General features: G+C 61.8%; 10 protein-coding genes and 1 tRNA gene. 4 read left to right on the top strand and 7 right to left on the bottom strand.

The window, feature by feature from the left end:
- Positions 1-151: 151 nt before the first annotated feature.
- A complete protein-coding gene (locus RQP55_RS08570; protein ID WP_315609770.1) occupies positions 152-3,940 on the top strand; it encodes an SIR2 family protein in 3,789 nt (1,262 codons plus the stop codon).
- Between the two features lie 296 nt (positions 3,941-4,236).
- On the opposite strand, the gene RQP55_RS08565 is transcribed toward RQP55_RS08570, so the two are convergent.
- Positions 4,237-4,326: transfer RNA gene (locus RQP55_RS08565), tRNA-Ser, on the bottom strand.
- 158 nt (positions 4,327-4,484) lie between these two features.
- On the opposite strand from RQP55_RS08565, the gene hspQ reads away from it, so the two are divergent.
- Positions 4,485-4,865 (top strand): heat shock protein HspQ, encoded by a 381-nt coding sequence (gene hspQ, locus RQP55_RS08560; protein WP_315609769.1) that lies wholly within the window; start codon positions 4,485-4,487, stop codon positions 4,863-4,865.
- A gap of 10 nt (positions 4,866-4,875) precedes the next feature.
- On the opposite strand, the gene RQP55_RS08555 is transcribed toward hspQ, so the two are convergent.
- On the bottom strand, positions 4,876-5,766 hold the full coding sequence (locus RQP55_RS08555) for an ABC transporter permease (protein WP_410000278.1): 891 nt from the start codon (positions 5,764-5,766) through the stop codon (positions 4,876-4,878).
- Between the two features lie 79 nt (positions 5,767-5,845).
- Here RQP55_RS08555 and RQP55_RS08550 point away from each other — a divergent pair, with 79 nt between their 5' ends.
- Positions 5,846-6,499 (top strand): GcrA family cell cycle regulator, encoded by a 654-nt coding sequence (locus RQP55_RS08550; RefSeq protein WP_315609767.1) that lies wholly within the window; start codon positions 5,846-5,848, stop codon positions 6,497-6,499.
- A 68-nt stretch (positions 6,500-6,567) separates the two neighbouring features.
- Positions 6,568-7,710: a GGDEF domain-containing protein gene (locus RQP55_RS08545; RefSeq protein ID WP_315609766.1), complete on the top strand. Its 1,143-nt coding sequence runs from the start codon at positions 6,568-6,570 to the stop codon at positions 7,708-7,710.
- Positions 7,711-7,766: 56 nt separating this feature from the next.
- On the opposite strand, the gene pnp is transcribed toward RQP55_RS08545, so the two are convergent.
- From pnp to RQP55_RS08520, 5 genes are all read right to left on the bottom strand, one after another.
- Entirely contained in the window at positions 7,767-10,070 is a 2,304-nt protein-coding gene (gene pnp, locus RQP55_RS08540; protein ID WP_315609765.1) for a polyribonucleotide nucleotidyltransferase, read from the bottom strand.
- Positions 10,071-10,244: 174 nt separating this feature from the next.
- A complete protein-coding gene (rpsO, locus tag RQP55_RS08535) occupies positions 10,245-10,514 on the bottom strand; it encodes a 30S ribosomal protein S15 (RefSeq protein ID WP_315609764.1) in 270 nt (89 codons plus the stop codon).
- A gap of 5 nt (positions 10,515-10,519) precedes the next feature.
- A complete protein-coding gene (gene truB, locus RQP55_RS08530; protein WP_315609794.1) occupies positions 10,520-11,419 on the bottom strand; it encodes a tRNA pseudouridine(55) synthase TruB in 900 nt (299 codons plus the stop codon).
- Positions 11,420-11,423: 4 nt separating this feature from the next.
- Positions 11,424-12,116, bottom strand: coding sequence for a site-2 protease family protein (locus RQP55_RS08525; protein ID WP_315609763.1), 693 nt, complete (start codon positions 12,114-12,116; stop codon positions 11,424-11,426).
- Positions 12,113-12,691, bottom strand: a complete 579-nt coding sequence (locus tag RQP55_RS08520) for a thymidine kinase (RefSeq protein ID WP_315609762.1) — start codon at positions 12,689-12,691, stop codon at positions 12,113-12,115. The genes RQP55_RS08525 and RQP55_RS08520 overlap by 4 nt, the downstream gene beginning before the upstream one ends.
- Positions 12,692-12,747: the final 56 nt, after the last annotated feature.

Below are 12,747 nucleotides of genomic sequence, written 5' to 3'. Positions count from 1 at the left end.
CAAGATTGTCTTCAGGGCGACCTGCGCCACCCTGACGGGCCCGCTCCCGACAGATTGGGATGCGTACACCGGTATTTCCTATGAAGGCCGGAGGCGCCTCGAATGCAACCAGACGTGAAAAGAAATCCGATATGGGCTACGGTCGCCTGCGATGCGCTTTCTCGCCAACGGCCCCTCGATCCCTGATGAACTGCTCGTCGCACGCGATGCGGGCGACGTGGTCTTCTTCTGCGGCGCCGGCGTGTCGCGCCATCTGGCTAAATTGCCGGACTTTCTCAAACTCGGCGGCGACGTCATCACCCTGCTCGGTGCCAGCGAAAAGAGCCTGGCACGCAAGCTCTTTCGGCGCGTCCAGTCGATGGCAGAAGACCCTATCAAGGGTGTCGGCAGCCTGATCGCCACCGACCGGATTTTCAGCCTGCTCGAGCGCGAATTCGAGCGCGAAGAGATCTGCAATCGGATCGCAATTGCCATCAAACCGGCCGCAGATGTCGACCTCAGCGCCCACCGAACGTTGCTCGACTTGTCCCGTGGTCCCCATGGCCAGATCCGACTGGTCACGACCAATTTCGATCTGTTGTTCGAGGCCTGCGTTGATGACACAGTGCCACGCTGGGGGCCGCCGGCTCTTCCCAACGCACAAAGCGAGCGGTTTAGTGGCATCGTTCACCTCCACGGTCGTGTCGATACCAATTATGCAGCGGCCGGGGACGATGAGTTTATCGTCTCGAGCGGTGATTTCGGGCGCGCCTATCTCTCGGACGGTTGGGCCACCCGCTTCATGCAAGGGCTGCTTGCACGGTTCCAAATCGTCTTCGTCGGCTACGCGGCCGACGACCCCCCGGTCAGCTATTTGCTTGAGGCCTTAAACCTGCGAGCGGGAAGCCAACGTGGCCTATATGCCTTCCAGTCTGGCATCAACGACGACGAGAAGGCCCTGTGGTGGCATCGCGGTGTCCACGCAATCGAGTATGAGGCCGAGGATTTCACGCCGCTTTGGGGCAGTCTCGCACTTTGGGCAGATCGGGCACGGGATAGTGATGTATGGCATGATCGGCTACTCGCGGAGGCAGCTGAGGGCCCAGCGGCCCTCGAACCCCACCGCCGCGGACAGATCGCGCATATGCTGCGTACCCGAGAGGGGACGCGGCGTATCAGCATCGCGGAGGTGCCTCTCCCTGCCTCCTGGTTGCTGGCGCTGGATCCCAGTTTGCGGTTCGAGAAAGCGGGTGCAGTGGATCCTTATGATGAATCGAGTGAGCGGATCGACCCATACGAGAGCCTGAGCTTCGACTTCGACATCCCCCCACAACCGGCTGATGACGACTTGCGCGGCGAGCGAAAAATTCCGGAGGGCAGCTGGGACGCTTTCCTGCCGCACAGCGTCGATAGCGACGATAGCAAAGACGGCGATCTAGTCGCGTTCTGCGGCCGTCATGCCGGCGTGCCCGGACCGCTTAACAATCGGCTTCACAATCTCGCGATTTGGTTCGCGCGAATCGCGCACGACCCGATCGCCTTATGGTGGGCAGCAGGGCGCGGTCCGTTGCACCCCCAGATGATCGAATCGATCCGCATGAGGATGAGGCAAGAACCGGATCACTGGACGGACGAAATCAGACGCGGCTGGCAGACCTTGTTCAGAGGTTGGTCCGATCGGCGCGAGGACACCAATAGTGCCTATTTTCTGCTCAGCGACCGTGTTGCTCGCGAGGGATGGTCAGATTCAATCGTGCGCGACTATGCGGACATCTTCAAGCCGCAACTTATAGTAAAACGCCGCTTCGGCATCCGCCATCCGCTTACCTGGACTGAGACCGACCGTCCCAATCCGGTTCTGGCCTATGGTGTCGACTATCCCCATCCCTATGACCAGCTGCCGATCCCCGATACCAAGCTCAGCTATGCGATCACAAGGTTTCGTGAAAACCTTGATCTCGCTCGGTCTCTAGAAGCCGAAATTTCCGGTGGACCCAACGTCTATCTGACCACGACACGCGCCGACGATGGCGCTCCCCCGATCTCCTTCGACGCCTTCGGACTTACCGGGCCGGTCGCACTATTCCAGCAGCTCATGGATAGTCTGGCTGAGCATTCGCCTGAGCAGGCCAGAACCGAGATCGCGCGGTGGCCAGCCGATGACGATCATATTTACGCACGGTTACGGATCTGGGCGGCCAGCAAGGCTTTGCTTACCCCTAGTGAGGCTGCCGACATGATCCTCGGACTGTCCGATCGCGCATTTTGGGACTCGGAGCATCAACGGGATCTGCTTTTTGCGATCCGCGACCGTTGGGAGGGCTTTACCCACGCTGACCGGGTGCGGATTGAAGACCGCATCCTCACCACGACCTATCCTTGGACCTCGGATACACGCGGTGATGCAGAAGCCCATTACCGATTGGATCGCCTTTTCTGGCTAGATAAAGTGGGTGTCCGCTTTTCCTTCGACCTCGCCGCGGAGATGGTGAAGTTGCGCACTATTGCCAATCGATGGACCCCACGATCGGGCGATGAAGCTGCGAACTCGACTGCTCCCGAGGTACATAGCGTCGAGACCGATGCCAATCCGCGCGTGTTGGAGGGTGTACCGCTCGCCGAGGTGCTTGATCGGGCGCGCGAAGCTGGACAAAGTGATTTTTTCGATTTCGTCGAGCATCGACCTTTCAGCGGTCTTGCCGACACGCGTCCAAAACGGGCGCTGGCCGTACTGAGCCACGCCGCGCGCCGCGGCGAAGTTCCAGCCAATTTCTGGGCGGCCTTCCTCTATGCGGAGAGCCGCGAGGCGGACGATGATCGGCTCGTGCGCGTCATCGCAGGCCGGCTCGCGTCGCTGCCGGTCGAGGGGCTCAGCCAAATCGCTTACCCCGTGTCCGAATGGTTGCGCGAACGGGGGGCACAAGCCTTTGCTCACGAGACCAAAGCAGTAGACCTTCTGTGGCCGAGACTGATGATTGCGCTCCGACAGCGCGATGACGGTCGCAAGCGACGGGTCGACAGCAGCTGGGCGAACGACGCTCTGAATGCGCCTGTCGGTAAGCTTGTCGATCTTTTGATGAAGGATCCCGCCCTGAAAGGGCTTGGCGCGGGAAGCATTTTGCCAGCGCTTTGGCGCGCTCGTGCAGAGGCCCTGCTCGAGTTGCCCGGCGACATGCGACGCCACGCGCTTGTAATGCTAGGCCACCGGACGACATGGCTCTTTTATGTCGATCCTGCGTGGACCAAGGCGAAGCTGCTGACGAGCGCCAATCTCCTCGATGATGACGGTGACGCCTTTTGGGATGGCCTGCTCTGGGCGGCGCGCGCGCCGTCCCCGACTTTGTTCGAGCGGTTGAAGCCGTCCCTCACGATCCGCGCAACTTCACCGACGCGACGCCGGGCCGAAGCCAATGTAATCGGCGCCTTCCTTCTGATCGGCTGGGGTGAGGCCGGCGGCGGAGCGCCCAAGCCGTTGATCAGCGATGCGGAACTTAGGACGATCCTAGTGGAGTGCGACGACGATCTGCGGGGACAGGTCCTCTGGCATATGGAGCATTGGTCGGTTGATCCGGACCAACCCTGGCGGGCGAGGCTCTTACCGTTCCTAGTCGACGTCTGGCCCTATCATCGCGCGGTGCGGACAGCCGAGATGTCAGTTCGTTTGGCCGATCTTGCGCTCTCGAGCGGGGATCTATTTCCGCAGGTGGTTACGGCTATCCTGACGCGCCTGGTGCCAATCCGAAATGGCCTGTTGCGCGGCTTCATGATGCAAGAGGGGACACAGGATCATCCAGCCATCCACTATCCGGCCGCAATGCTCGATCTGCTCTGGGCGATCTTAGCCGAGGATGTTGCCCAGTGGCCCTATAAGGTCGAGGAAGTCTTCGATTTTCTGACACAAGCTGAGGAGACGCGGGCTGATCCGCGCCTATCTGAGTTGCGGCGGCGGCGACTGAGCTGACAGCCCGGTTTCCGATCGATTGGGCCGGGCAAAGATTTGATGACAGATTCTCCTGGTCATGATCAGACCGCGTTCCAACCCGAAGCTGCTTGCTCTCAAAAACGTCTGAAATTCAGGCAATTATCTGCTCTTCACCGGACCTTGTTTAGGTAACAGCTTTGGAGAAAATGCGACTTAGGAGAACACTCTTGAGCCATCGCCACAGAGGCTAGGTGAATAGCCCACCGCCATAACCCTTGAATATAACAGGATTTTTGAGGGAGTCCCCAGAAAGAGAATACTTTCATAGGGTTAAATGGCGGAGAGGGTGGGATTCGAACCCACGGTACGGTTACCCGTACACCGCATTTCGAGTGCGGCGCATTCGACCTCTCTGCCACCTCTCCGCAGAAGTGATCGGGACTGGCTCGGCGGCCTGTCCCGGGTCGGGAAGCGCGCGGTTAGCCGATGAACCGAGCCTTGCCAAGCCCTTCCATCGCGAAATTGGGGGATCGGACGCAAGCCATCGTTGTTTAAGGTCAAGGCAACCCTTATATTGCGACCAATGGAACGCGCGACCTTCTTCTCACCGCAGGCTGGCAAGCATGTTGAGGCACCCCAGCGCGCGAAGGCGCGGTTTGGGATTGGCGATGTCGTTCGTCACAAAATTTTCGATTTTCGCGGCGTGATTTTCGACATCGATCCGGTCTTCGCCAATAGTGAGGAATGGTACGAATCGATCCCGAAAGAGGTGCGCCCGCACCGCGAGCAGCCATTCTATCACCTGCTCGCTGAAAATGGCGATTCCAGCTATGTCGCCTATGTCAGCCAGCAGAACCTGCTGGCCGATGGCGAGGCTGGTCCGGTCGACCATCCATCGCTAGACGATCTGTTCGAGGATTTTCGGAATGGTCGCTATCGCCTGCGCCGCTCAATGACGCATTGATCCGATCGGATCAGCCCTTCAGCTTCCAGCCACTGCGCAGCAGCGCGTAAACCAACCCGGCAACCGCGAGGTTGAGCAGGCCCAGCCCCAATGCGCCATGCAGCACAGCGATATTGGTATCGCCAATGTCACTCTGCCCCAGGAAGCCAAAGCGGAAGCCCGAAATCACATAAAAGAACGGGTTCATCCGGCTGATCGTCTGGAACAGCGGTGCCAGGTTATCAATCACATAGAACGTGCCCGAGAGCAGCGAAAGCGGAGCAATCACGAAGTTGGTGACGGCCGAGTTGTGATCGAACTTTTCCGCCCAGAGCGATGTCAGCAAACCAATCAGGGCCAGCATCGTTGCCCCCATTAGCCCGAACCAGATCACGGCCCAGGGATGGGCAACATTGAGGTGGACACCCGGCCACATTAGCATCGCACCGCTGAGCGCCAGGCCGACCAGCACCGCACGGGTAACTGCAGCGCCAACCAGGGCAAGCATAAGCTCGGCGTTGGAAAGGGGGGGCATGAGGTAGTCGATGATCGTGCCCTGGATCTTTCCGGCCAGGAAACCGAAGCTCGAATTGGCAAATGCGTTCTGCATCATGCCCATCACGATCAGCCCCGGAGCGATGAACGTCGCAAAGTTTACACCCAGCACCATCCGCCCTTCCCGGCCCATCGCGACGGTGAATATCACAAGGAACAGCAGGGTGGTAATTGCCGGGGCCCAGATCGTCTGGGTCTGGACCTTGAAAAAGCGGCGGACTTCCTTCATATAGAGCGTCCACAGCCCGATCCGGTTGAACCGGTGGAACATGGGCGCTCCTTGGGCCGGAAATGTACCATGCCCCATGCCCTGTTCGGGCAAGATGGGGGCGGCGTCCGCGTGTTGGGATACAGGTTGATCGGCCATGACATGGCGACTATCGGCAGGTCGCAAGAATGGCAAGCGCAAGCCCCAATGTTAGGGGCGACAGGGAAGTGACACGGGCATGAGCTGGACCGACGAACGGATCGAAAAACTCACCAAGATGTGGGAAGGCGGCGCAACCGCTAGCCAGATCGCCGAGGAGCTTGGCGGGGTCAGCCGCAATGCCGTGATCGGCAAAGCACACCGCTTGGGCCTGAAGGCCCGCCCCAGCCCGGTTAAGGCGAACGAGAAGGAAGCCGCCCCGGCACCAGCGCCGCGGGCAGCCAAGGCTGCGCCAAGGCCAGCACCCGCCCCGCGCCCAGCTCCCGCAGCGGCGGCCCCTTCGCGACCGGCACCGGCTGCTTCGGTCGCTCCTGCGACGCCCGCCGCCGAACCCGGTCCGCGCATCGTCTCGGTTGGCCCCGGCGGCTTCCTGCGTCAGGGCCCTGGCGATCAGCAGGCGCCGATCCCGCCAGCTCCGCCGCGCCGCCTGGTACCGGCCAAGCCCAGCCCGGAAATCGCCGACAAGACCAGCCTGCTCGATCTTAACGATCGCATCTGCCGTTGGCCGATGGGCCATCCCGGCGAACCAGACTTCCACTTCTGCGGCGACAAGGTGAATCCCGGGTTCCCATATTGCGTCGAGCATTGCGGCCGTGCCTTCCAGGCGCAGCTGCCGCGTGGCCATCGCCGCCCGCCGCCGCCGCTGCCCTTTGGCGGTCCGCGGGTCCGCTAACGCCAGCTGACGGGCTCCTGCCGGGGCCTTACGCTTAAATCCGTCTGCGCCGTGCCGTTAACCTTGGCATGACCGCGCACGATTCCTCTTTGCACCGCCGCAGTGGCTTGCTGGGCTGGCTTGGGCTGGGCGCACGCGAGCCCAGCGACCAGCAGCCCGCACCCGTCAGCATAGACCGCCGGCAATCGAGCCGCGACCGCCACCTTGACGAGATTGGCGGGTTCCTCAGCTACCATCAGCTGGAAGTGAATGCGCAGACTTTGGCCATCGCCAGCAATTACCTGACGGGCAATGATCCGGATGTGGTCCGGCTGATCGACCGTCGCATCCAGGCCCGCGAACCGGTAACGCTTGATTGGCTTGAAGAAGCGCTCCGCGAACAAGACGCTTCCAGCGAGGCCAAACAGCTTGACCGACTAATGCAGCGCCTTGAACATGGCGTTGAGGAATTCGGCCAGACCAGCCGGGCTGCGCGCGAAGCAACCAGTGCCTACCACAGCGAATTGTCGGTCAAGGCGGGGGAATTGGAGGCAGTGCCAACCACGGGCGCGGTGATCACCGAACTGGCCAGCATTACCCGGGCCATGCTGCGGCGTACGGTCGAGATCGAAAAAGCCATGCTGCGCAGCGAGGAGCAGACCCGCAGCTTAAAGCATCGGCTGGAAGAGACCCGTCGCAGCGCCGAAGAAGACCACCTGACCGGCCTGCCCAACCGCCGGGCCTTTGAGGCGCTGTATCAGGCCGAATACCGCGCCGCTCGCGCAGCAGCGGAGCCGCTGTGCGTGGCATTCTGCGATATCGATCACTTCAAGCGAGTCAACGACACCCACGGCCACGATGCCGGCGACCGGGTGCTCAAGCTGGTGGCCGAGAACCTTGCGCGAATTTCCAACGAGCGCTGCCATGTCGCCCGGCACGGGGGCGAGGAATTTGTCGTACTGTTCCGGGCGGCCCGCGTTGACGACGCCTTCGAAAAACTTGATCGGCTGCGGGCCCAACTGGCTGACCGCCGACTGGTCAATCGCGCGACCGACCTGCCGATCGGGCAGGTGACCTTTTCTGCCGGGATTGCCGACGTCTTCGCCTCTGGCGATCGGCGGCTGGCGCTGAAGGCGGCGGATGCCGCGCTTTACCGGGCCAAGCTCGACGGACGCAACCGGATCATGATTGCCGAACCGGACGAAGCAAAGCCGCCGCGCATTGCGGCATAAGAAAAGGGGCCGCACCGAAGTGCAGCCCCTCTTTTATTTCAACCTGCGCAGGTAACTTAGTCGTCACCCTTCAGGAAAGCCGGCATGTGGTCGGGGTTACCGCCCTCTTCCCGGTCCCGTCGCGGGCCACGGTCACCACCGCGACCACCACGGTCACCGCCGCGGCCGCCGCGATCGCCATCACGGCGCGGACGGCGATCACCGCCGCGATCGCCACGATCACCGCGCGGTTCACGCGGTTCGCGGGGCGGGCGGGTGTCTTCCAGCTCGGCGCCGGTTTCCTGGTCAACGACGCGCATCGACAGGCGGACCTTGCCGCGCGGATCGATCTCGAGGACCTTGACCTTAACGGCTTGGCCTTCCGAAACGACATCGGTCGGCTTTTCGACGCGCTCGTTCTTCATTTCGCTGACGTGGACGAGACCGTCCTTGCCGCCCATGAAGTTCACGAAAGCACCGAAATCGACGATGGTCACGACCTTGCCGTCATAGACCTTGCCCACTTCCGGCTCTTCGACGATGCCCAGGATCCACTGCTTGGCAGCTTCGATCTGCGACAGGTCCGAAGACGAGATCTTGATCACGCCTTCGTCATCGATGTCGACCTTGGCGCCGGTGGTGGCGACGATCTCGCGGATCACCTTGCCGCCGGTACCGATCACGTCACGGATCTTCGACTTGTCGATCGAGATAGTCTCGATCCGCGGCGCGTGGGCCGAAAGTTCAGTCCGCGAGCTGCCGAGTGCCTTGGTCATCTCACCCAGGATGTGGGCGCGACCGCCCTTGGCCTGCTGCAGCGCGGCTTCGAAGATTTCCTTCGTGATGCCGGCCACCTTGATGTCCATCTGCATCGTGGTGATGCCTTCGCTGGTGCCGGCCACCTTGAAGTCCATGTCACCCAGGTGATCTTCGTCACCCAGGATGTCGGACAGCACGGTGAACTTGTCGCCTTCCAGGATCAGGCCCATCGCGATACCCGAAACCGGGCGCTTCAGCGGCACGCCGGCATCCATCATCGCCAGCGCGCCACCGCAAACGGTGGCCATCGACGACGAACCGTTGGACTCGGTGATGTCCGAGACAACGCGGATCGTGTAAGGGAACTCTTCATGGCTGGGCAGCACTGCCTGCAGCGCACGCCAGGCCAGCTTGCCGTGACCGGTGTCACGACGGCTGGGGGCGCCGAAGCGGCCCACTTCACCGACCGAGTAGGGCGGGAAGTTGTAGTGCAGCATGAAGCGAGAATAGGTCAGGCCCTCCAGCCCGTCGATCATCTGCTCCGCATCCTTGGTGCCAAGGGTGGTGGTGCAGATCGACTGGGTTTCGCCACGGGTGAACAGCGCCGAACCGTGGGTACGCGGCAGGAAGCCAACCATCGATTCGATCGGGCGGACCTGATCGACCTTGCGGCCATCGATGCGGGTTCCGTCCTTGAGGATCGCACCGCGAACGATGTCAGCTTCAACCTTCTTGACTGACTTGATCGCGACCATCTGGGTCTGCGCGTCTTCGTTCGCAAAGGCTTCCTTGGCCTTGTCACGAGCGGCATTCAGCGCGGCCGAGCGGGCCGACTTGTCAGTCAGCTTGTAGGCAGCGGCGATGTCCTTGCCGATCAGGTCCTTGAGCTTCGCCTTGATCGCCGAATTGTCGGAAATCGCGATTTCCCAAGGATCCTTGGCAGCCTTTTCGGCCAGGTCGATGATCAGGTTGGCGACCTTCTTGCACTCTTCGTGCGCAAACATCACTGCGCCAAGCATGATTTCTTCCGAAAGCTCCTTGGCTTCGGATTCAACCATCATCACGGCATTGCCGGTGGCGGCGACGACGAGATCAAGCTCGCCGTCCTTGATCGCAGCTTCCTGCTTCGGGTTGAGGAGGTATTCACCGTCCTTGTAACCTACGCGCACCGCGCCGATCGGGCCCATGAAGGGCACGCCCGAAATGGTCAGCGCGGCCGAGGCGGCGATCATTGCCAGCACATCAGGCTCGCACTCGCCGTCATAGGACAGCACCTGCGCGATCACGTTGATCTCGTTGTAGAAGCCTTCAGGGAACAGCGGACGGACCGGACGGTCGATCAGACGGGAAACCAGCGTTTCCTTTTCCGTGGCGCCGCGTTCGCGCTTGAAGAAGCCGCCCGGGATCCGGCCGGCCGCGAAATACTTTTCCTGGTAGTGGACGGTGAGCGGGAAGAAATCCTGCCCTTCCTTGACGCTCTTGGCGGCCGTGACGGCGCAGAGCACGACAGTTTCGCCATAGGTGGCGAGGACCGCGCCGTCAGCCTGACGGGCAATGCGGCCGGTTTCCAGGGTGAGGGTCTTTCCGCCCCACTCCATGCTTACGGTTTTGACGTCGAACATTAAGTTTTCCTTCGCCCGCGGGCCCTATTGCCCAAATGCTTTCGCGCGGGTTTTGCTGCCGGGGATTCCGTCCCGGTCCGGTGTGGGGCACCTTTGGCCCCGATGCGCCCCCTTCGCCGAATTGCGAATGGGGCGCTGATAGCAAAAGCGGCCCGCTAGGGGCCGCTCCGCTGGTTACTTGCGCAGACCAAGCTTGGCGATGAGCGCGTTGTACCGGTCGACATCCTTCTTCTTCAGATAGTCGAGCAGCGAACGGCGCTTGTTGACCATCATCAGCAGACCACGACGCGAGTGGTTGTCCTTGTGGTGCGCCTTGAAGTGCTCAGTCAGGGTCTGGATCCGCGAGGTGAGGATCGCAACCTGCACTTCCGGCGAACCGGTATCACCCTTGGCACGGGCGTTGTCGTTGATGATTTCCTGCTTCTTTTCGGCGGTAACCGACATATCATTTACTCCGCGACATCCGAGAGATTGAAACCCCGAACCACCGTTGCGGTGCCGCCAACAAGCTCCATCAGCGCCACGGGAACAGTCCCGCTTCGCGCCCAATGCAGCCCGTCGGTGTGGGGCAGCCCGGTCAGAACCCGGCCCTGTCGGACCATGCTTGCCTGTTCCGGACCGAGGTCAAGAGCCGGGATGTCGACCAGCCCTGCCTCCAGCGGCAAGAGTACGTTCTCAAGGGGAGCGCACTTACCCACTTCGTTCAATTTGTCCAGCGAAATCGCCGCTTCGATCCCGAATGGCCCGGCTTTGAGCCGCCGCAGCATCGTGACATGACCAACCGTGCCCAGTGCAAGCGCGATGTCGCGGGCCAGGCTGCGAATATAGGTACCCTTCGAAACGTGCGCGATCAGGGTGGCGCATGCGGCATCCGCAGCACTGATTTCCAACGAATGGATCGTGACTGCACGCGATTTCAGTTCGACCGCTGCGCCCTTGCGCGCCAGATCATAGGCCCGTTCGCCATCGATCTTCAGCGCCGAATAGGCTGGCGGCACTTGTTCGATCGGTCCCGTAAAACCCGGCAGCACGGCTTCAATCTGGGTCAGCGTTGGGCGCACCGGGCTCTCGGCGATCACCTGACCTTCCAGGTCAAGTGTATCGGTCTGGGTCCCGAATTGGACCGTGAAGGCATAGGCCTTGCTGGCATCAAGCATCTGCCCGCACAGCTTGGTTGCCTCCCCCAATGCAATCGGCAGAACGCCGGTCGCCAGAGGATCGAGCGTCCCGCCATGGCCAACCTTGACCTTGCCCAGCCCTGCCTCGCGGCAGACGCGCTTGACCGCGCCGACCGCCTGGGTGCTGCCAAGCCCCAACGGCTTGTCGAGAATGATCCAGCCGTGCGGCACGCAGTCAGCCCCCGGCAAACAGGGTGGCAAGCGACATGTACTGGCCGGTCAGCCATTCAACCGGCGGGACAACCAGCTTGCCGATCGGATCGAAGCCCGGGACCAGCCAGGGTAAGACCACGATCAGCAGCAGCATGATCGGAAAGCCCAGCGGGCGCAGCCGCTCATATTGGGCAGCCGCGCGCTCGGGCAACAGGCCTTCGACAATGTGCGATCCATCGAAGGGCGGGATCGGCAGCAGGTTGAACAGCGCGAGGAACACGTTGATCGTGATGAAGTTGAACAGGTTAAGCGCCGCGAACCGCGCCACGAGCGAAGGGGCCTGCGCATCCTGAAAGCTGCCGAACAACAGGCCAAGCAAGACCGCGCCCACCGCAGCCAGCAACAGGTTGCTGCCCGGTCCGGCTGCTGCAACGGCCATCATGCCAAAGCGCGGGTTGCGGAGGCGGTACTTGTTGACCGGCACAGGCTTGGCCCAGCCCATGATCGGCCCCTTGGCCAAGGCCAGCGCGCCGGGAACAATAATCGTGCCCACTGGATCGACGTGGCGCAGGGGGTTAAGGCTCAGCCGCCTCATCTGCGCCGCGGTCGGATCGCCCAGCAGGCGGGCGGTCCAGCCGTGGGCAACTTCGTGGAAGACGATCGCCAGGGTCAACGGCACGATCAGCGCCGCAGCCTGGAACAGGGTTTCGTTCATGCGCTGAGCGCCTCGCTAAAATGCTTGCGGCACAGCGCCACATAGCGGTCATTGCCGCCGATCTCGGTCTGGGCGCCCTGCTTGACCGCCGCCCCGCTGGCATCAACCCTCAAGTTCATCGTCGCCTTGCGGCCGCAGTGGCATACGCCCTTCAGTTCGACCAGTGCATCGGCAATGCCCAGCAAGGCGGCAGATCCGGGGAACAGCTCGCCCTGAAAATCTGTGCGCAGACCATAACAGACCACCGGGATCCCACCTTCGTCGGCCAGCCGCGCCAGTTGCCAGACCTGCTCCTTGGTCAGGAACTGGGCCTCATCCACCAGCACGCAGGCCAGCGGCTGGGTCCGATGGGAGGCCATGACCCGCTCCCACAGGTCGGTCCCGGCGGCAAAGCGGTTTGCTTCGGCATGCAGGCCGATCCGGCTTTCGATCGCCTTGTCTCCGCCGCGATCATCCAGCTGCGCGGTCCACAGCATGGTGGTCATCCCGCGCTCGCGGTAATTGAAATCCGCCTGAAGCAGCGTGGTCGATTTGCCCGCGTTCATCGAGGCGTAGTAAAAATAGAGCTTGGCCATCGCCGCAGAGATAGGGGCTTTGGCGACAAAGGCCAGAGCGATTGCCCCCACCATCC

The sequence above is a fragment of the Novosphingobium sp. APW14 genome (assembly GCF_032337075.1).
Classification (GTDB): domain Bacteria; phylum Pseudomonadota; class Alphaproteobacteria; order Sphingomonadales; family Sphingomonadaceae; genus Novosphingobium.
Note: the sequence above shows the minus strand (reverse complement) of the source record. Positions and strands in the feature narration are given on the sequence as shown.